This window comes from Streptococcus caballi DSM 19004 (assembly GCF_000379985.1).
Taxonomy (GTDB): Bacteria; Bacillota; Bacilli; order Lactobacillales; family Streptococcaceae; genus Streptococcus; species Streptococcus caballi.
Genome location: NZ_KB904067.1, coordinates 16,767 through 36,222, shown reverse-complemented (window position 1 = coordinate 36,222; position 19,456 = coordinate 16,767). Strand labels below are relative to the sequence as shown.

19 protein-coding genes and 1 riboswitch are annotated in these 19,456 nt (G+C 40.0%); all 19 genes read left to right on the top strand.

From position 1 onward, the window contains the following. The 19 genes from A3GS_RS0103045 (at position 1) to ribH (ending at position 19,443) form a co-directional block, all read left to right on the top strand. Positions 1–627 (top strand): HAD-IA family hydrolase, encoded by a 627-nt coding sequence (locus A3GS_RS0103045; RefSeq protein ID WP_018363947.1) that lies wholly within the window; start codon positions 1–3, stop codon positions 625–627. Between the two features lie 306 nt (positions 628–933). Then, positions 934–1,641: an O-methyltransferase gene (locus A3GS_RS0103040; RefSeq protein ID WP_018363946.1), complete on the top strand. Its 708-nt coding sequence runs from the start codon at positions 934–936 to the stop codon at positions 1,639–1,641. 60 nt (positions 1,642–1,701) lie between these two features. Next, positions 1,702–2,655, top strand: coding sequence for a peptidylprolyl isomerase PrsA (gene prsA, locus A3GS_RS0103035; RefSeq protein ID WP_018363945.1), 954 nt, complete (start codon positions 1,702–1,704; stop codon positions 2,653–2,655). Positions 2,656–2,942: 287 nt separating this feature from the next. Further along, complete coding sequence (alaS, locus tag A3GS_RS0103030; protein WP_018363944.1) at positions 2,943–5,561, top strand: alanine--tRNA ligase; 2,619 nt, start codon at positions 2,943–2,945, stop codon at positions 5,559–5,561. A 601-nt stretch (positions 5,562–6,162) separates the two neighbouring features. Then, entirely contained in the window at positions 6,163–6,375 is a 213-nt protein-coding gene (locus A3GS_RS0103010) for a helix-turn-helix transcriptional regulator (protein ID WP_018363942.1), read from the top strand. 20 nt (positions 6,376–6,395) lie between these two features. Continuing rightward, complete coding sequence (locus A3GS_RS13160; protein WP_276106583.1) at positions 6,396–6,518, top strand: hypothetical protein; 123 nt, start codon at positions 6,396–6,398, stop codon at positions 6,516–6,518. Positions 6,519–6,699: 181 nt separating this feature from the next. Then, on the top strand, positions 6,700–7,470 hold the full coding sequence (locus A3GS_RS0103000; RefSeq protein WP_018363940.1) for a DUF3169 family protein: 771 nt from the start codon (positions 6,700–6,702) through the stop codon (positions 7,468–7,470). Positions 7,471–7,488: 18 nt separating this feature from the next. Further along, entirely contained in the window at positions 7,489–8,178 is a 690-nt protein-coding gene (locus tag A3GS_RS0102995) for a CPBP family intramembrane glutamic endopeptidase (protein WP_018363939.1), read from the top strand. 469 nt (positions 8,179–8,647) lie between these two features. Continuing rightward, positions 8,648–9,430, top strand: a complete 783-nt coding sequence (locus A3GS_RS0102990; protein WP_018363938.1) for a carbon-nitrogen family hydrolase — start codon at positions 8,648–8,650, stop codon at positions 9,428–9,430. 11 nt (positions 9,431–9,441) lie between these two features. Further along, entirely contained in the window at positions 9,442–10,620 is a 1,179-nt protein-coding gene (locus A3GS_RS0102985) for a pyridoxal phosphate-dependent aminotransferase (protein ID WP_018363937.1), read from the top strand. 112 nt (positions 10,621–10,732) lie between these two features. Beyond that, positions 10,733–11,755, top strand: a complete 1,023-nt coding sequence (gene argC / locus A3GS_RS0102980) for an N-acetyl-gamma-glutamyl-phosphate reductase (protein WP_018363936.1) — start codon at positions 10,733–10,735, stop codon at positions 11,753–11,755. A gap of 70 nt (positions 11,756–11,825) precedes the next feature. After that, positions 11,826–13,028, top strand: a complete 1,203-nt coding sequence (gene argJ / locus A3GS_RS0102975; protein WP_018363935.1) for a bifunctional ornithine acetyltransferase/N-acetylglutamate synthase — start codon at positions 11,826–11,828, stop codon at positions 13,026–13,028. A gap of 13 nt (positions 13,029–13,041) precedes the next feature. After that, the gene (gene argB / locus A3GS_RS0102970) at positions 13,042–13,776 is read left to right on the top strand and encodes an acetylglutamate kinase (RefSeq protein WP_018363934.1); all 735 of its coding nucleotides are present in this window, start codon (positions 13,042–13,044) and stop codon (positions 13,774–13,776) included. A 25-nt stretch (positions 13,777–13,801) separates the two neighbouring features. Then, positions 13,802–14,932 carry an acetylornithine transaminase gene (locus tag A3GS_RS0102965; RefSeq protein WP_018363933.1) on the top strand — a complete coding sequence of 377 codons (1,131 nt, stop codon included), beginning with the start codon at positions 13,802–13,804 and terminating at the stop codon, positions 14,930–14,932. Between the two features lie 99 nt (positions 14,933–15,031). Next, positions 15,032–15,589: an NAD(P)H-dependent oxidoreductase gene (locus A3GS_RS0102960; RefSeq protein ID WP_018363932.1), complete on the top strand. Its 558-nt coding sequence runs from the start codon at positions 15,032–15,034 to the stop codon at positions 15,587–15,589. Between the two features lie 74 nt (positions 15,590–15,663). Further along, a riboswitch (FMN riboswitch) is annotated at positions 15,664–15,913 on the top strand. A gap of 219 nt (positions 15,914–16,132) precedes the next feature. Next, entirely contained in the window at positions 16,133–17,188 is a 1,056-nt protein-coding gene (gene ribD / locus A3GS_RS0102955; RefSeq protein ID WP_018363931.1) for a bifunctional diaminohydroxyphosphoribosylaminopyrimidine deaminase/5-amino-6-(5-phosphoribosylamino)uracil reductase RibD, read from the top strand. Further along, positions 17,188–17,790 (top strand): riboflavin synthase, encoded by a 603-nt coding sequence (locus A3GS_RS0102950; protein WP_018363930.1) that lies wholly within the window; start codon positions 17,188–17,190, stop codon positions 17,788–17,790. Before ribD ends, A3GS_RS0102950 begins: the two co-directional genes overlap by 1 nt. Further along, entirely contained in the window at positions 17,791–18,969 is a 1,179-nt protein-coding gene (locus A3GS_RS0102945) for a bifunctional 3,4-dihydroxy-2-butanone-4-phosphate synthase/GTP cyclohydrolase II (protein ID WP_018363929.1), read from the top strand. 12 nt (positions 18,970–18,981) lie between these two features. Next, the gene (ribH, locus tag A3GS_RS0102940; RefSeq protein ID WP_018363928.1) at positions 18,982–19,443 is read left to right on the top strand and encodes a 6,7-dimethyl-8-ribityllumazine synthase; all 462 of its coding nucleotides are present in this window, start codon (positions 18,982–18,984) and stop codon (positions 19,441–19,443) included. The last annotated feature ends 13 nt before the right edge of the window (positions 19,444–19,456 follow it).

Sequence of the window (19,456 nt, the reverse complement as noted above, 5' to 3'; positions counted from 1 at the left end):
ATGGGACAAACGACATTTATTTGGGATTTTGATGGCACCTTAGTGGAGTCTTACGAGGCCATTCATCAGGTGCTAACTCTACTTTACAAGGCTTATGATTTGCCGCTTGATAAGGAGTTTGTCTTTGATTTTATCATCAAGGAGTCAGTCGGGAGCCTCTTGAGGAAGCTTGCGGCTGAGCATGATTTACCTTTTGAAGAATTGCTGCGTTTTTTCAATCGTGAGCAGGAAGCACGCGACAACATGATTTACCTTATGCCTCATGCTAAAGAAGCTCTGCAATTGACCAAGGAAAAGGGTATCCAACATTTTATCTACACCCATAAAGGAGCAACGACTGAGGCGGTCCTTGCACGTTTGGGCATTGATCATTTTTTTACCGAGGTCATTACTAGCGCCAATGGCTTTGCCAGAAAACCGCACCCTGAGGGCGTGGACTATCTGATGACTAGGTACGGGCTGGATAAAGCGCAAACCTACTATATTGGGGATCGCAAGCTAGACGTAGAAGTAGCTGAAAATTCCTGTATCCAGTCCATCAACCTTCACCAGCCGAGCTCAGCCATCAACCGTAAGATTGATGACCTGTCTGATTTGGTTGACTTGGTAACAGACGGGATATTGTAATCATTTAGAAATTTCTGAGAGGCTGACTGTGATTAGCCTAGCTTTTCATTTTTTAGAAGAAAGTCAATTGATGTCTAAACTACCTTCCTCGGGCTGCGGAGAAGCCAGCCGACTTTTGGATTGCTCTTCTAAAAGATTCGGAAAAGTCAACATGCACTAGTCTTTTTTAGCATTTTTGGACAGATAGCATGCCCAGTCTGATTTTGTAAATGGCTAAGATGAGCTGGGGAGGTCACCACACAGCTATTACCCTTTCCGAAAATTTGCTATAATAGAGTAGTTAACTATCAGATAGAAAGTGAAATTATGGTTCAATCATATAGTAAAAATGCTAACCACAACATGCGCAGGCCTGTTGTCAAGGAGGAAGTGGTTCGCTACATGCGCACGCGTCAGAAAGGGAACGAAGGCTACTTAGCAGAGCTTGAAGCTTTTGCCCATCGTGAAAACATTCCCATTATTCCACAGGAAACGGTGGCCTATTTCCGTTTTCTCATGCAGACCATGCAGCCTAAAAAAATCTTAGAAATAGGGACAGCTATCGGCTTTTCAGCCCTTTTGATGGCGGAAAATGCTCCTCAGTCAAAAATCACAACCATTGACCGAAATGAAGAAATGATTGGGTTTGCGAAGGAGAATTTTGCCAAATATGACAGTCGCAATCAGATTAGGCTTCTAGAGGGGGATGCAGCAGATATCCTGTCAAGACTAAAAGAGACTTACGATTTTGTCTTTATGGATTCGGCCAAGTCCAAGTATATTGTTTTCTTGCCAGAGGTTCTAGAACGTTTGGCAGTGGGAGGTGTAGTTGTTCTGGACGATGTCTTTCAGGGTGGTGACATCGCTCGGCCAATCGAGGAGGTGCGACGTGGTCAACGCACCATCTACCGTGGACTGCAGCGCTTATTTGATGCAACCTTAAAACATCCCAACTTAACAGCGACACTAGTCCCTCTTGGCGACGGACTTTTGATGATTCGCAAAAATATCCCAGAAATAAAGCTTGCAGATTAAGTCATTTTTAAGAATTTGTGATATAATGATGAGGTTAATGACTAAAAGGAGTTTATATTCATGAAAAAACGTTCTAAGCTTGCTGCAGGGATTGTTACACTTGTTTCCGTAGCGACACTTGCTGCTTGCTCTTCGACAACAAAAGATACCAATGTCATCACAATGAAAGGTGACACTATTACAGTCTCTGATTTCTACAATCAGGTCAAATCAACAAGTGCTTCTCAACAATCTATGTTGACTCTGGTATTGTCACGCGTCTTTGAACAACAATATGGCGACAAGGTATCAGATAAGAAAGTGACCGAATCTTACAATAAAACAGCTTCAAGCTATGGGGATTCTTTCTCAAGCGCCTTGTCACAAGCTGGTTTGACAACAGATTCTTACAAGCAACAAATCCGCACGACTATGTTGGTAGAATATGCTGTCAAAGAAGCTGCAAAGAAAGAATTGACAACCAAGAACTACAAGACTGCCTATGAGAACTACACCCCAGAAGTGACTGCCCAAGTCATCAAATTGGATTCACAAGATACAGCTAACTCAGTCCTCTCTGAAGTTAAGGCAGATGGTGCCGACTTTGCCAAGATTGCCAAAGAAAAAACAACTGAGTCTAAGAAGAAATACGAATATAAGTTCGACTCAGCAGATACAACTTTGCCAACAGATGTGATGTCAGCAGCCTTCAAACTTGATAAAGACGGCATTTCAGATGTAGTCTCAGTCGTTGATTCGTCAACCTATAAGACAACTTACTATATCGTTAAAGTAACAGCTAAGGAAGAAAAGAAAGCCGACTGGAAATCTTATAAAGCTCGTTTGAAGAAAGCTATCATGAATGAGAAAACTAGCGATGCTAGCTTCCAAAACAAGGTAATTGCAGCTGCACTTGAAAAAGCAAATGTGAAAATTAAGGATAAAGCCTTTGCTGACATTCTTGCTCAATATGCAACATCATCAAGTTCGTCAAGCTCAGCTAACTCATCATCTACAAGTTCATCTTCAAAATAATTTGACTTGGGAGTTGACCTACCTTTTAAAAGACAGTATAATAAAACTTATCGAGAATTAATTTTCAAAGGATCGAATACAGAAAAATGGCGGTCGCTGCGAGCCATGGTAGGTCTGAAAATTATGCTACTTGATTGATTAATTGAAAACAAACGAGAATGACAAGTTCATTGAATGAAGGTGGTACCGCGGTTTTTCGCCCTTCGTAGGATGAGCTTGTCTTTTATAATGTTTAAGTGATATTTTGTAAATGAAAGGAAGACTGTTTATCAGTCTCGGTAAAAGTTTTGAAACAATTATCTTCTGCGCAAGTGCGCCAAATGTGGCTTGATTTCTGGAAATCAAAAGGTCATTCTGTTGAACCGTCAGCAAACTTGGTTCCTGTAAATGACCCAACTTTGTTATGGATTAACTCAGGTGTTGCAACCCTAAAAAAATATTTTGACGGTTCTGTCATTCCTGAAAATCCACGTATCACAAATGCGCAAAAAGCTATCCGTACCAATGACATTGAAAACGTTGGTAAGACAGCTCGTCACCACACAATGTTTGAAATGTTGGGGAATTTCTCTGTTGGTGATTATTTCCGTGATGAAGCTATCACTTGGGGATATGAATTATTAACAAGCCCAGAATGGTTTGATTTTCCTAAAGATAAACTTTACATGACTTACTATCCAGATGATAAAGATACTTACAATCGCTGGATTTCACTTGGTGTTGAGCCAAGCCACTTGATTCCAATCGAAGATAACTTCTGGGAAATCGGTGCTGGACCTTCAGGACCAGATACAGAAATCTTCTTTGACCGTGGTGAAGATTTTGACCCAGATCACGTTGGTATCAAACTTCTCGCTGAAGATATTGAAAACGACCGTTACATCGAAATCTGGAACATTGTGTTGTCACAATTCAATGCTGACCCAGCTGTTCCACGTTCAGAATACAAAGAATTACCACACAAAAACATTGATACGGGTGCTGGTTTAGAGCGTTTAGTTGCTGTCATGCAAGGGGCTAAAACAAACTTTGAAACTGACCTTTTCATGCCAATCATTCGCCAAATTGAAAAATTATCTGGCAAGACTTACGATCCAGATGGCGACAACATGAGCTTCAAAGTTATTGCCGACCACATCCGCTCACTTTCATTTGCTATCGGTGACGGTGCTCTTCCAGGTAATGAAGGTCGTGGTTATGTGCTTCGTCGTTTGCTTCGTCGTGCGGTTATGCACGGTCGTCGTCTCGGTATCAATGAAACTTTCTTGTACAAACTGGTTCCAACTGTTGGTAAAATCATGGAATCATATTACCCAGAAATCCTTGAAAAACAAGACTTTATCGAAAAAATTGTAAAACGTGAAGAAGAAACATTTGCCCGTACAATCGATGCTGGTTCAAGCATGCTTGATGAATTGTTAGCTGATTTGAAAGCTGAAGGTAAAGATACGCTTGAAGGTAAAAATATCTTCAAACTTTATGATACTTACGGCTTCCCAGTTGAATTGACTGAGGAATTGGCTGAGGATGAAGGCTTCAAGATTGACCATGAAGGTTTCGAAGCAGCAATGAAAGAACAACAAGAACGTGCGCGTGCTAGTGTCGTCAAAGGTGGTTCAATGGGGATGCAAAATGAAACCCTTTCAAGCATCACAGAAAAATCAGTCTTTGACTACGAAAATCAAGAATTGGATGCTAAATTGTCAGTTATCGTTACTGACAACGAACGAACTGAAATGGTCTCAGAAGGTCAAGCACTTCTTGTATTTGACCAGACACCATTCTATGCTGAAATGGGTGGACAAGTGGCTGACCACGGTGTCGTTTTAAATGCTAAGGGTGATGTGGTTGCCCAAGTAATAGATGTTCAAAAAGCACCAAATGGCCAACCATTGCACACTGTTGACGTTCGTGCAAGCCTTTCAGTTGGTCAAACTTATCATTTGGCGATTGACACAGACCGTCGTAACCGTGTCATGAAGAACCATACCGCAACTCACTTGCTCCATGCTGCGCTTCACAATATCATTGGTAACCACGCCACTCAAGCAGGTTCGCTTAATGAAGCTGAATTCCTACGCTTTGACTTCACACACTTTGAAGCTGTAACATCAGATGAACTTCGTCAAATTGAAGCACAAGTCAACGAAAAAATCTGGGAAGCTATTCCAGTCACAACTATTGAAACAGATATTGATACAGCTAAAGAAATGGGAGCTATGGCCCTCTTTGGTGAAAAGTACGGTAAAAACGTTCGTGTCGTTTCAATCGGTGATTACTCTGTTGAATTGTGTGGTGGAACCCATATCAAAAACACTTCTGAAATCGGTATCTTCAAGATTGTCAAGGAAGAAGGTATCGGTTCGGGAACACGTCGTATCCTTGCTGTGACAAGCCGCGAAGCTTACATGGCTTATCGCGAATCAGAAGAAGCCCTCAAAGAAATTGCAACTATTGTTAAGGCACCGCAATTGCAACAGGTTTCTGCCAAAGTCGCTTCACTTCAAGAACAATTGCATAAATTGCAAAAAGAAAATGCTGAATTGAAAGAAAAAGCAGCTGCAGCGCAAGCTGGTGATGTCTTTAAAGATGTCAAAGAAGCAAATGGTAAATTCTACATCGCAGCTCAAGTTTCTGTTTCAGATGCAGGTGCTCTTCGTACTTTTGCTGACAAGTGGAAGCAAAAAGATTACTCTGACGTGCTTGTATTGGCGGCGGCTATTGGTGAAAAAGTTAATGTTCTTGTTGCAAGCAAGTCTAAAGACGTGCACGCAGGAAATCTCATCAAAGTCTTGGCACCAATCGTTTCAGGTCGTGGTGGTGGTAAACCAGATATGGCCATGGCTGGTGGTTCAGACGCTTCAGCTATTGATGCCCTTCTTGTCGCAGTCGCTGAAAACCTCTAACCAATAAGTAAAGAGTTTGGAAAATGATTTCCAAGCTTTTTATTGTACAATCTTTGTTTTCGAAGTCTTTTTACAGGCTTATATTAGAGAAGCAGGGATGAACAAATGCTTGACTCTGCTTTTGACTATCATCCTCAATTTTTTGACAAAGATAATAACATTTTTGACTACTATCATTGTCAAAATGAAAATGATATGTTACAATAAAACTGAAAAGAAAAGCATACAAAAAATAAGGAGAGAGTAAAATGAAATCATCTAAAAAAGAAATTATCATCACTGGAACGATGGTGATGCATGCAGTTGAAATCTTAGCTACTCTGACCTTAATCTGAGTACTAGTTGCAGATATATTGAAGCTACAATCTTTGGACACCAGTATAGTAGCATCGCTTATTTCCTCTATCACTAGTATGGAAGCTAATTTAAAAGTTCGGCAATTAAAGAATAGGAGATAGGAGTCATGAAACTCATTCAAGAATCAAATAGTTTACAGAATAAGAAGTTAACTCTTGTTTTAAATATTCTTGATTTTCCTCTATGATTAGCTATTTTTAGCTTAATCTATTATCAAAAAATATGTTGTTAAGGGAGGAGAAAGATGCCAGAATTGAGAAATCGGCTCAAGGAGTTGCGAGCCAGAGATGGCATTAATCAGACGCAGATGGCTAGGTTGGCAGGAATTTCCCGCCAGACGGTCAGCTTGATTGAGCGTAATGAGTACACACCGTCCATAGTGATTGCACTGAAAATTGCCCAGGTTTTCAAAGAACCTGTAGAAAGTATTTTTAGTCTTGTGGAGGAAGAGAAGTGAGCAAGAGTAGTAATAAAGTTATGTCAATCTTATTTCTAGTGGGAGGTCTGGTTTGGCTGCTTGCTGCTATTTATAGCTACCAATACGAGAAAAAGTTTATCTTGGATCCTATCTATTACTTGTCTCTTGGTGGCTACCTGTGAATTGGACAAAAGCCAGCTTGGGTCAAAATCCTCATGTCTCTTTTGATAGTCCTAGCAGTTCTAGCCCTTTTAGGAAATATATCAAATTGGTCATTTAAGCTGACATTATCTCCTATAACCTTAATTATTTTTTCCCTATTGTTGAGTGATGATACTCTGAAGAAGAAAGGTGAGTAAGAAAATGAAAGAATACATAAAAAAGACTGATGGTACGGGAAAGCGTATCTTTAAACAGCTGCTTTTAGGTGGTATAATTGGTGCGGTAATAGGTTTCATTTTGGGATTTGGTGCAGGCTATTTTGATATTTCGAATAACAATTTTCCCTTTTCTTTGGATGATGTTACTTCAGTTATTAGTTGGATTGCTCGTGTTGGTGCCGTCCTATCACTTATTACTGGACTATATTATATAGTAATCGTTTTGAAATATTATAAGCGCTACGAGCAGTTAGAAGATGAAGAATCTGAGGAACTCTATCGTATGATGAATAAAAAGCATAGTTATGCGGTTGTTTATGCGGGCATAACGTATGTTTTGGCATTTGTTTCTATTACCTTAACGTATCGCGTTAGTCTTGGTTCGGATTCAGCAGAACTTCATTTTCCTTTTATTGACTTTTTAATCTTGATTTGTGGAGGCATCCTACATGCTTATAGTCTGAAAGTCTATAAACGTATTCGAAATATTGATATCCCCTTGCTACCGACACTGAAGGAGTTAAAAGATAATATATTGCAAATGGATGAAGCAGAATTAGAAGCAAATTATAAAATGTCTTTTGATATTATCATGAGTCTTAGCGGTCAAATTCTGCCAGATATCTATATCATTCTTGCTTTTATCTCCTTTGTCTTCCAAAAGATTGAGCTGACAGGAATTTTAATTACAGCCTTTATTCATCTCTACATTTTGGCTAAGAATTTCAAATTAGCTAAAGATTATTACAAATAACAGTTAAAGGAATACATTATGAAAATTTTATTCAACATTCTAAAAGTTATTGGACTAATAGCCTTGTCTCTGACTTGTAACATAATTCCTATGATTTTATTGAAAAGACAGGCAGACTTATCTGATTCGGTCAAATGGTTGGCTGGTCTAATCTATATTGTTTTTATTGTTACTGTGATCACTTTGCTTTGGAAATGGTATCGCAAGGTGGAGGATTCTGAAGTTGCTAGTCAAAAAATGACTGGTAAGGATGTCGGCATTGACTTTCTCTATTTTCTAGCAGCACGTGTCGTGGCTATTGTCGGAACAGGCCTTATTCAAGTTATTTCGGGTCAAAAAACCACTGCTAATGATGCTGCTCTACAAAGTTTGACAGACTTCTTTAAAGGCGGTTTCTTCCTCTACACGCTTTTATACGTTGTGCTGGTTGGGATTGTTGGTCCCATCATTGAAGAATTAGCTTATCGAGCTTTTCCAAACAACCTACTCTTCAAACATCGTCATAAAATCTTAGCGGGTGTCGTCACCACAGCTGTCTTCGCTTTGCCGCACGCGACTAACCTAGCAGAGTTTCTGGTTTATGCGGCTTTGGGATCTATACTTTATCTGGCTTACGCACGCCGTGGCAACATTAAAGATTCTATGTTGGTGCATATTCTCAACAACTTGCCGTCAGCTATTTATTTCTTGGTTTTGGCATTTAGGTAAGAAAATTTGATAAATATACAAAAAATATCCAGTTAAGCTGGATATTTCAGACCGAAGACAAACCTGCTTTTGTAGGTTTGTCTTTTTTTGATGTCCCTTATCTTTGAGATGAAGGCAAAATCAATCACGGCCTCAATCTTACGAAGAAAGTGTTCTTCAGGAATGAGCTGGTCAAGCGTATAGAACCCGTACTGATTACGGTTATCATCTGGTTTTTCTTTGCGAAACGTGGCAAAACATCACGAATTCTTTTTCTTCAGCGTAACACAAATCGAGAAGAAAAGCCCTTAGAAAATGAATTCTAAGAGCTTTGTCTTCAATCTGGCCCACCTAAGAAGGTGGGTTTTTTAGTTATAGTTTTTAACTATCGAGTCTATTTAAAATAACTATTTTACGAGGGCTTTTTAGTCTGCTATAATAGTCACTAAGATTTCAGAATATTTTCACAGAAACTAGAATTGAGGGGAAAATGAAAGTTTCACTTATTCAGATGGCTATCCGTGAAGCGGAGCCTGGGCAAAATAGAAAGAAAGTATTGGAGTTATTGGAAAAAGCGGTGCATGATGTGCCAGATGTGATTGTTCTTCCTGAGATGTGGAATACTGGCTATGCCTTGAAACAGCTGGCAGGTATTGCCGATGTTAATGGGAAAGAAACGATAACGGATTTAGGAAATTTTGCTAAGAAGCACCATGTTAATTTGGTGGCTGGTTCGGTCGCAACGGCAAAAGATAATCACTTTTTTAATACGACCTATGTGTTTAATCGAGAGGGGCAAGTGATTGCTGATTATGACAAGGTGCATTTGTTTGGTTTAATGTCAGAAGATGAGTACCTGCAAGCAGGCAATAAAGAAAGTGTTTTTGAACTAGATGATGTCAAAGCAACTAGTGTGATTTGTTATGACATTCGTTTTCCAGAATGGGTGAGAACCTTGATGTCTAGCGGTGCTAAGGTTTTATTTGTGGTAGCTGAATGGCCCAAAGAACGTGTGGAGCAATGGGAGATTTTATTGCGAGCGCGTGCGGTTGAAAATCAGGCCTTTGTCGTGGCTGTCAATCGGGTTGGCGATGGCATTTCAGACCATTTTTCTGGGCATTCTCTGGTGATTGACCCATTGGGAAAAATCGTTTTACAAGTGCCAGATAATCAAGAGGGAATTTTTACGGCTGAACTTGATTTGACAGAAGTTGAAAAAATTCGTGGTCACATTCCAGTTTTTTCTGACCGCAAGCCAGATTTGTATCATTAGGAGGAATTAAGGTGTTTTCACAATCGAAGATTTTACAAGAATTGCCAGAACAGTTTTTTGCTAGTCTTGTCGCAAAAGTTAATGCCAAAGTGGCAGAAGGCTATGATGTCATCAATCTTGGACAGGGCAATCCAGACCAGCCAACTTATGATTACATTGTTGATGCTTTAGTTGAATCAGCCAAAAATCCTGCTTCTCATAAATACTCACAATTTCGTGGAAATGCTAATTTTAAAGCGGCAGTCAGTCAATTTTATAAGGACAATTATCATGTAAACCTTGATAGCGAAAAGGAAATTTGTGTCCTTGGTGGCGCAAAGATTGGCTTGGTAGAATTTCCTCTGGCGACAATGAATCCTGATGACTTGCTCTTGTTGCCAGACCCAGGTTATCCGGATTATCTCTCAAGTGTGTCACTTGGAAAAATCAACTATGAGACATTTCCATTAAAAGCTGAAAATAATTTCTTACCAGACTTGCAAGCTATTCCTGAAGAAGTAGCTAAACGTGCGAAATTCATCTATGTTAATTATCCTAATAATCCGACAGGTGCGGTTGCAACTGCAGCATTTTACGAAGAACTCGTCGCTTGGGCTAAAAAATACAAGGTTGGGGTGGTTAGCGATTTTGCTTATGCTGCCTTAGGGGCAGACGGTTATGAGAATCCAAGCTTTTTGTCAACACCTGGAGCTAAAGATGTCGGCATTGAGTTATACACTTTTTCTAAGACCTTTAATATGGCGGGGTGGCGCTTGGCATTTGCGGCAGGAAATGAACAATTGATTGAAGCGCTTAATTTGCTACAAGACCACCTTTTTGTGAGTATCTTCCCTGCTATTCAAGATGCGGGAGCAGTAGCTCTTTTAGATGAAAAAGCAAAAGCAGCAATCGCGGGGTTAAATCAGAAATACGACGAGCGTCGCCATGCTTTTGTTCAAGCAGCGGAAAAAATTGGTTGGCATGCTTTTGAGTCAAAAGGGTCATTCTATGCTTGGATGCCCGTGCCAGAAGGATATGGCAGCGAAAGCTTTGCGGATTTGCTATTAAATGAAGCCCACGTTGCTGTCGCACCAGGAAAAGGTTTTGGAGAGCAAGGAGACGGATACGTCAGAATCGGTTTACTCGTCGAACCAGACCGCCTCATCGAAGCCGTCGAGCGAATTAGCAAACTGAAATTATTTGAAAAATAGTGAAAGCATAAGTGAAAATTTATGCTTTTTTTGTTTTTTATGCAAAAAACACTTGACTTATGAATAAATATACTATAAAATTGAATACATATTTATTCAAGGGGTGTATATTATGAAAGTGTCAATTGTTGGTATCACTGGATATAGTGGTCTCGAATTAGTTAAATTATTGAATAATCATAAAAATGTTACGATTGCTTCGATTCATGCAACTAAGGAAATTGGCCGACAATTGTCAGAATTATACCCTTACCTTGTTGGCGTTTGTGACTTAGTTATTGAGGCATTTAATGCTCAAGAAATCATGGCAAAATCGGATTTGATTTTCTTTGCGACGCCAAGTGGGGTGGCTAGCCAATTAGCACAACCATTTGTTGAAGCTGATTTCCCAGTGATTGATTTGTCAGGCGATCATCGTTTGCCAGCTGATTCTTATGAAAAATGGTATAAAAAAACACCAGCTAGTGATGATGTGTTGAATAAATTTACATATGCTTTGGCAGAATTTACAGATGTCAAGGGTAAGAAATTCATTTCAAACCCTGGTTGCTATGCGACAGCAACGGAATTAGCCTTGATTCCATTGCTAAAAGTTGGGGCGGCTGAAGAAGATTCAATCATCGTTGATGCAAAAAGTGGTTTGACGGGTGCTGGTAAAGCATTATCAGAATCAAGTCACTTTGTCAATGTGCATGATAACTACGTGACTTACAAATTAAACCGTCATCAGCATATTCCTGAAATTGTGCAAGAATTGCAATTATTTAGCAAGAAGTTACACCACATTCAGTTTTCAACGTCATTGTTGCCAGTTAACCGTGGGATTATGGCGACTTCTTATGTTAAATTGAAAAAGCCATTGAGCGAAGCGGAATTATACGCCATTTACAAGGATGCTTACAAGGACAAACCTTTTGTTCGCATCCAAGATGATTTGCCAGAATTGCACAATGTTATCGGTTCAAACTTTACAGATATTGGTTTTCTTTACAATGATGTCACAAATGTGCTGACGGTCGTATCTGTTATCGATAATTTGATTAAAGGCGCTGCTGGTCAAGCCGTACAAAATCTAAATTTGATGAATGGGTGGAACGAAACAGAAGGTTTGTTGATTTCACCAAATTATTTATAGAAATAGAAAGGAAGTAGCACAGAAGGTTATTGGGAAGTATGAGTTCCTTACGTGTTACAGGTACAAGAAGATGAAAGTGATTGAAGGAAATGTTGCGAGTCCTCTTGGTTTTTCGGCAGACGGTTTGCATGCAGGATTTAAGAAAAGAAAACTTGATTTTGGTTGGATTGTTTCAGAAGTACCCGCTAGTGTAGCAGGTGTTTACACGACAAATAAAGTCATTGCTGCGCCATTGATTGTGACACGAAATTCCATTAAAAAAGTGAAAAAGATGAAAGCAATCGTTGTTAATTCAGGAGTGGCAAATTCTTGTACGGGCGTGCAAGGAATGGAAGATGCCTACACTATGCAAAAATGGACAGCTGAAAAATTAGGCGTTGAACCTGATTTGGTTGGGATTGCTTCAACGGGTGTTATTGGTGATTTGTTGCCAATGGATACTCTTAAAACGGGGCTTTCTAAGCTTGTTGTTAATGGAAATTCTGATGATTTTTCAAAAGCTATTTTAACAACAGATACCATGGTTAAAACCGTTGCTGTCACAGAAAAATTTGGTCGTGATGAGGTGACTATGGCTGGTGTTGCCAAGGGCTCAGGAATGATTCACCCCAATATGGCAACCATGCTTGCTTTTATCACTTGTGATGCGAATATTTCAAGTGAAACCTTGCAGCTTGCGCTAAGCCAAAACGTTGAAACAACATTTAATCAAATTACAGTTGATGGTGATACGTCAACAAACGATATGGTTCTTGTCATGTCAAATGGTTGCACTTTGAACGAAGAAATTTTGCCAAATACACCCGAATTTGATAAATTCTCAGCCATGCTTAATTACGTCATGCAAGAATTGGCTAAGAAAATCGCCAAAGACGGTGAGGGTGCAAGCAAACTCATTGAAGTCAATGTCAAAAATGCCCCAAATGCCCCAAATGCCCTTGATGCCCGTATGATGGCAAAAAGTGTCGTTGGTTCAAGTCTTGTTAAAACAGCGATTTTTGGAGAGGATCCTAACTGGGGACGTATTTTAGCAGCGGTTGGCTATGCGGGTGTAGATGTTCCCGTTGATAACATTGATATCTATTTGGGAGACGTTGCCGTAATGTTAAAATCAAGCCCAGTTGAGTTTGAGGCAGAAGAAATGCAAGATGTTATGCATAAAGATGAAATTACCATCACTGTTGATTTGCATGCAGGAGAAGCGCAAGGAAAGGCATGGGGCTGCGATTTGTCATACGACTACGTGAAAATTAATGCCCTTTATCGCACATAAAGAGAAGAAACATATGGAAAATATTATTGTGATTAAAATCGGAGGTGTTGCTAGTCAGCACCTTTCGCAAGACTTTATTAATCAAATCAAAAACTGGAAAGAAGCAGGCAAGCAGTTGGTTATCGTTCATGGTGGCGGCTTTGCGATTAACAAATTAATGGAAGAAGAGCACGTGCCTGTTAAGAAAATCAACGGTCTGCGTGTGACAAGCCAATCTGACATGAAGCTTGTTAGCTATGCCTTGTTAAATATCGTTGGCGAAAATTTGGTTAAAAAACTTAACCAGTCGTCTATTGATAGCATTCAACTCTTGTCTGATATTGAAAAAGTCGTTCAGGCTGATTTCTTAGACAAAGAAACTTACGGTTATGTTGGCAATGTTTCACAGATTCAGACGGAAATCTTGGAAAAAATGTTGGCGAATCAAATGCTACCTGTCCTTGCCTCAATTGGCTATTCTAAAGACGGTGATATGCTAAATATTAATGCGGATTATCTTGCGACAGCTGTTGCCGTTGCTCTCAGAGCTGAAAAATTAGTCTTGATGACGGACGTTAAAGGGGTTTTGGAAAATGGAGCGGTGCTTGATAGCCTTTCTTCGACAGAATGTCAAGATAAGATTGAGCAAGGAATTATCACAGGAGGCATGATTCCTAAGATTGAATCAGCGGTAAATACCGTTTTAGCAGGTGTTGGTGAGGTATTGATTGGCGACAATCTGGCAACAGGAACTTCAATCATCTGCTAAATCTAGCATGAAAGGGAAGATAACAATGACAAAATTATTTCAAAATTATAAACGCGCAGCCGTTGAATTTGTCAAGGCAGAAGGAAATTACCTTTTTGACCAAGATGGCAAGAAATACCTGGATTTTTCAACAGGAATTGGTGTGACAAATCTTGGTTTTCACCCAGAAGTAAAAGCTGCTTTACAAAAACAAGCTGGAGAAATCTGGCATACGCCAAACTTGTACCTTAATTCTTTGCAAGAAGAAGTGGCTGGCAAATTGATTGGTGACAAAGATTATCTTGCTTTCTTTGCCAATAGCGGTGCTGAAGCTAACGAAGCGGCTATTAAAATTGCACGTAAGGCGACTGGTAAACAAGAAATCATTACTTTTGTTAATTCTTTCCATGGCCGTACTTTTGGGTCAATGTCCGCAACTGGGCAAGACAAAATCAAGGAGGGTTTTGGTGATGTAGTGCCACATTTTAGCTATGCGATTTATAATGATTTGGATAGCGTGAAAAGCTTGGTGACCGATGACACTGCTGCTATTATGTTGGAATTGGTTCAAGGAGAATCAGGTGTTCGTCCAGCTGGCAAAGATTTTGTAGCGGCATTAAGCGCATTTTGCCAAGAAACAGGTATTTTGCTGATTGTTGATGAGGTGCAAACTGGGATGGGACGTACTGGGAAACTGTTCTCATTTGAACATTATGGTATTGAGCCTGATATTTTCACTTTGGCAAAAGGTCTGGGAAATGGTGTGCCAGTTGGTGCCATGTTAGCCAAGGAAAAATTTGGTTTTGCTTTCTCTTACGGTAGCCATGGATCAACTTTTGGTGGTAATAAACTTGTTATGTCAGCAGCCTCAAGCGTACTCGATATTATGTTGGCTGACGGTTTCTTGCCACAAGCGTTTGACAATGGAAATTACTTGCAAGCTGAATTGAAGAAAGTTTTGACTGGCAATGCAAAAGTGACTGATGTTCGTGGTCTTGGTTACATGATTGGGATTGAAACGACTGAAAATCTTGCCGAATTGGTCGAAAAAGCACGTGATAAGGGCTTGATTGTCTTGACAGCAGGAACAAATGTCATTCGTCTCTTGCCACCATTGACTTTGACGAAGGAAGAAATCAACCAAGGCGTAGCCATTTTGGCAGAGGTCTTTGCGTAAAAGCTAGGGGAAGTTGAGCAAGTTTATCTCAACTTCTTTTTCAGTTGACAAATTGTTTGGAAATGTATATAATTTTCTGAAAATACGAGAGGTAAAAATATGTCAAAAAATATTTTAATTGTTGTAGGGCATCCCGATTTGAAAAATGATTCTTTAGCCAATAAAACGATTTTGGAAGAAGTGAAGAAAGCTTTGCCAGAGGTGGAATTGGACATTTTGAGTGATTTGTATCCTGATTATCAGATTGATGTGGCAGCGGAGCAGGATAAATTGCGAAAGGCTGATGTGATTATTTTCCAATACCCATTGTACTGGTATATGACGCCGTCTTTGCTTAATAAATGGATTGAAAAAGTCTTTGTTCACGGCTTTTCACATGGTTCAACTGGTGATGCTTTGAAAGGAAAACATCTGGTGGCTTCTTTGACAACTGGAGCAGGAGAAGCGGCTTATAGTGCAGAATCAGGCACGACGATTGACGACCTTTTGGCACCAATTCGTTTGACAGCGAAATTAACACAGTTAAATTATGCAGGTCACATTGTCACACATGGTGTTTCTTACTCACTTCGCGAGGACGCTGACAAAGCACAAGAGATGGTTGTAAAATCACAAAAACACGCTAAACAATTAATTGATTTGATTAATGAATTGTAACAAAAATCAGAAAATAACAAAAAATTATTATTGACTTCTCCCTCGATTCGTGCTAACCTAAGAAAGAATTGAATAGTTTTCTTCGGGGAGGGGTGAAATTCCCGACCGACGGTGATTCTTTGTCGATGATTGCTACTTACTTTTATTCGTTGTTGACGCCTCTTGCCTAACACAAGTTATGTCTGCGAGGTGTCGCCTAGACTAAAAGCAAATTATCAATCAACTTTGTTTGATAATCAAATGAGCAAAGCTAAGTCCGTGAGCGTAAGCTGATCTGGTGTGATTCCAGAACCGACAGTATAGTCTGGATGGGAGAAGAAATTGATAGAGTATCAAAGGGCGAGTCTCTTGCTTTTTGAAATACTTTTTTAGTTGTCTTTGATTGCCTCGTAGTGTATTGCTACGAGGTTTTTGATTACAATTATTGTTTTTTGGTGTTGCTTGATAGCAACGGAAAAAATGAATTATCCCGATGAAAATAGCTTTGGCTAAGGTCGCTAAGCTTGTTTTTCTTGGGATTTTTTTGTTGGAAAGGAGGCTTATATGCACGAAACTTATATGGCACAAGCAATTGCAGAAGCTAGAAATGGCTTTAGGCAGACCTATACCAATCCTTTGGTTGGTGCGATTATCGTTAAAAATAATCGTGTGATTGCTCGTGGTGCGCATTTACAGTATGGTCATGAACATGCTGAGAAAAATGCGATTTTACATTGTAAAGTCCCTGAAGAACTAGCCAATTCAACCCTTTATGTGACTCTGGAACCTTGTCATCATACTGGGAAGCAGCCGCCTTGTACGCAGGCGATTGTTGAAGCTGGCATTAAAAAGGTCGTTGTTGGACAGCTTGACCCCAATCCCTTAGTTGCTGGAAAAGGTTTGGCCTTTTTAAAAAGCCAAGGGATTGAGGTTATTGCTGGTATTTTAGAAAAAGAAGCACGAGTACTTAATCCGCATTATAACTTTTATTATGAACATCAACGTCCTTATGTGGTTTTGAAGCAGGCGGTGAGCTTAGATGGAAAAATTGCGGTGCTTGGCAAACGAACTGCCTTGACCGATGATGAAACCAATCGTTTTGTTCATGATGAGCGAGATAACTACCAAGCCATTTTGGTTGGTGCTGACACGGTTTTGATTGATAATCCACGGTTATTGGGAATGGGAACTAGTCTGTATCCGCCAGTTCGTGTGATTTTGGACGAAGCAGGGCGCATTTTTGACAAACGAGAGTTACAAATTTTTACAGATGGTTCGGCCCCAATATTTATTTTTAGTAATCGTAAGATTTCAGATTTACCTAGTCATGTTAAGGTGATTGATTTGCCGGAATTTTCGATTGCTAATATTTTGCAGGCACTTTATGAGAAAAAGATTCAGTCTGTTTATGTTGAGGGCGGAGCGCAAGTTCATGATGCTTTCTTAGAGAGTAGTCTTTGGGATGAAATGATTTCTTACGTAACTCCCAAGGTTATTGGGGGCAATGGCAGAGCTGCGATATCAAGTTCTCGTCAGGTTGATCAGACACAAGACTTAGCGGAGTTTTCTGTTCAAACAATTGGAAATAATGTCCGTTTGTCAGCCAAAAGGAGGTCATGATGTTTACAGGATTAATTCAAGAACAAGGGCGTATTAGCCGTATCGTCAAACAGCAACACAGTATCAAATTAACTTGCAAAGCTTCACGACAATTGTTAGCGGATTACAAAATCGGTGATAGTATGGCAATCAATGGGGTTTGTCTGACTTGTGTGGCTAAAGCAGGTGATACGTTTACGGTGGATATTATGCCTGAGACCTTTAAGCGTACTATTTTTTCAGAATGTCGTATCGGTGATTTGGTGAATCTTGAGCTGGCTATGGCTGCTAATTCGCGTTTTGAGGGGCACCTTGTGACAGGTCACGTCGATAGTGTCGCAACCCTTGTTCAAAAACAAAGCGATGAAAATGCAATCGTGCTCAGCTTTGCTATTTCCCAAAAGCTGGCAGGACAAATCGTGGGGCAGGGATCAATCGCAGTTAATGGTGTCAGTTTGACGGTGGTATCTGTCAAGTCAGGACAATTTAGCGTGTCCTTGATTCCACACACAGCTAAAGCAACGAACCTATCTCAGCTTAAAAAAGGTGACAAGGTTAATATTGAAACGGATATTTTAGCCAAATACATGCAAGCACAAGTTGCAAAAATGGGAGGGCAATAAATGTTTAAGGATGTTGAAAAAGCACTTGCAGATTTGAAAGCAGGTAAATTAATTGTGGTGGTTGATGATGATGACCGCGAAGCAGAAGGAGACTTGGTCGGTTTAGCCGAATTGGCTAGTACTGACAATGTGAACTTTATGACCAAGCACGCGCGTGGTTTGATTTGTGCGCCAGTATCTAGAAGCATTGCTGAGCGTTTGGAACTTGTTCCAATGTCAGAAGAAAATACGGATGCGCATGGCACCGCCTTTACTATCAGCGTGGACCATAAAGAGACGTCAACAGGTATTTCAGCCTTTGACCGCGCTAAGACCATTCAAGCATTGGCTGATAAGGCTAGTAAAGCTAGTGATTTTCACCGACCTGGGCATATGTTTCCTTTGGTGGGGCGAAATGGTGGTGTTTTGCAACGTCGAGGGCACACAGAAGCCAGTCTTGATTTAGCACGTTTGGCTGGTAGCACAGAAGCTGCATATATTTGTGAGATTTTAAAAGATGATGGCACCATGGCACGAAAAGCTGATTTGCATGCTTATGCTGAGAAATGGCATTTGACCATGATTGAAGTAGGTGACATTGCGCGTTACATGAGTTTTCAAGATAGTCCAAAGGTAAAGTTGCCATCGGCTTACGGTGATTTTGAACTTCGTCTGTTTGAAGATGAGAAAAAGCGGGAACACCTCGTGTTATCTAAAGGTGACTTGATGTCTGATGAGCCACTGTTGGTTCGTTTGCATTCGGAATGCCTGACGGGGGATGTTTTTGGCTCTTTACGTTGTGATTGTGGTGAGCAGTTGCATGCAGCAATGAACCAAATTGACAAAGTTGGTCGCGGAGCCATTTTATACCTTCGACAAGAGGGACGTGGCATTGGTCTCAAAAACAAACTCAAGGCTTACCAACTGCAAGAAGAAGGTATGGATACCTATGATGCCAACCTTGAACTTGGTTTTGCACCAGATGAGCGTGATTACCAGATTGCAGCAGACATCTTGTCCTTTTTGAACATTAAACAAATCAAGCTTTTGACTAACAATCCCGATAAGTTAGAACAGCTTGAAAAATCTGGCGTTGAGATTATTGAACGCTTGCCTTTGCAGATGCCAGCTCATCAAGAAAACCGTGCCTATTTACAAACCAAGCAAGAAAAATTTCATCATTTATTACATATCGTTTAAGGAGAAAAAATCATGACAACATTTGAAGGAAAATTTATCGGAAAAGATGTCAAAATCGCTATTGTCGTTGCGCGCTTTAATGAATTTATCACCTCAAAATTATTGGGTGGTGCTATGGACGGTTTGATTCGTAACGAAGTGGCTGAAGAAGATATTGATGTTTACTGGGTCCCGGGTGCCTTTGAAATCCCATTCATGACGAAAAAAATTGTTGCGACTGGAAAATACGACGGTGTCATCACACTTGGTAGTGTTATTCGTGGGTCAACTAGCCACTATGACCTTGTTTGTAATGAAGTGGCTAAAGGAGTTGGTCAAATCAATCTCACTAGCGACATTCCAGTCATGTTTGGCGTGATTACGACAGAAGATATCGAACAAGCTATTGAACGTTCTGGTTCTAAAGCAGGAAATAAAGGTGGCGAATGTGCACAAGGTGTGCTTGAAATGATTAATCTGGCCAAACAAATTTAATTTGAAGAAATGA

Bases quoted from the DNA above. Each gene is read 5' to 3' on its own strand.
- argB (WP_018363934.1), top strand. From the start codon at position 13,042: ATGGAAAATATTATTGTGATTAAAATCGGAGGTGTTGCTAGTCAGCAC.
- A3GS_RS0102995 (WP_018363939.1), top strand. From the start codon at position 7,489: ATGAAAATTTTATTCAACATTCTAAAAGTTATTGGACTAATAGCCTTG.
- A3GS_RS13160 (WP_276106583.1), top strand. From the start codon at position 6,396: ATGTCAATCTTATTTCTAGTGGGAGGTCTGGTTTGGCTGCTTGCTGCT.
- A3GS_RS0102965 (WP_018363933.1), top strand. From the start codon at position 13,802: ATGACAAAATTATTTCAAAATTATAAACGCGCAGCCGTTGAATTTGTC.
- A3GS_RS0103040 (WP_018363946.1), top strand. From the start codon at position 934: ATGGTTCAATCATATAGTAAAAATGCTAACCACAACATGCGCAGGCCT.
- ribD (WP_018363931.1), top strand. From the start codon at position 16,133: ATGCACGAAACTTATATGGCACAAGCAATTGCAGAAGCTAGAAATGGC.
- A3GS_RS0102950 (WP_018363930.1), top strand. From the start codon at position 17,188: ATGTTTACAGGATTAATTCAAGAACAAGGGCGTATTAGCCGTATCGTC.
- argJ (WP_018363935.1), top strand. From the start codon at position 11,826: ATGAAAGTGATTGAAGGAAATGTTGCGAGTCCTCTTGGTTTTTCGGCA.
- A3GS_RS0103010 (WP_018363942.1), top strand. From the start codon at position 6,163: ATGCCAGAATTGAGAAATCGGCTCAAGGAGTTGCGAGCCAGAGATGGC.
- prsA (WP_018363945.1), top strand. From the start codon at position 1,702: ATGAAAAAACGTTCTAAGCTTGCTGCAGGGATTGTTACACTTGTTTCC.
- argC (WP_018363936.1), top strand. From the start codon at position 10,733: ATGAAAGTGTCAATTGTTGGTATCACTGGATATAGTGGTCTCGAATTA.
- A3GS_RS0102945 (WP_018363929.1), top strand. From the start codon at position 17,791: ATGTTTAAGGATGTTGAAAAAGCACTTGCAGATTTGAAAGCAGGTAAA.
- A3GS_RS0103045 (WP_018363947.1), top strand. From the start codon at position 1: ATGGGACAAACGACATTTATTTGGGATTTTGATGGCACCTTAGTGGAG.
- A3GS_RS0102990 (WP_018363938.1), top strand. From the start codon at position 8,648: ATGAAAGTTTCACTTATTCAGATGGCTATCCGTGAAGCGGAGCCTGGG.
- A3GS_RS0102960 (WP_018363932.1), top strand. From the start codon at position 15,032: ATGTCAAAAAATATTTTAATTGTTGTAGGGCATCCCGATTTGAAAAAT.
- A3GS_RS0103000 (WP_018363940.1), top strand. From the start codon at position 6,700: ATGAAAGAATACATAAAAAAGACTGATGGTACGGGAAAGCGTATCTTT.
- ribH (WP_018363928.1), top strand. From the start codon at position 18,982: ATGACAACATTTGAAGGAAAATTTATCGGAAAAGATGTCAAAATCGCT.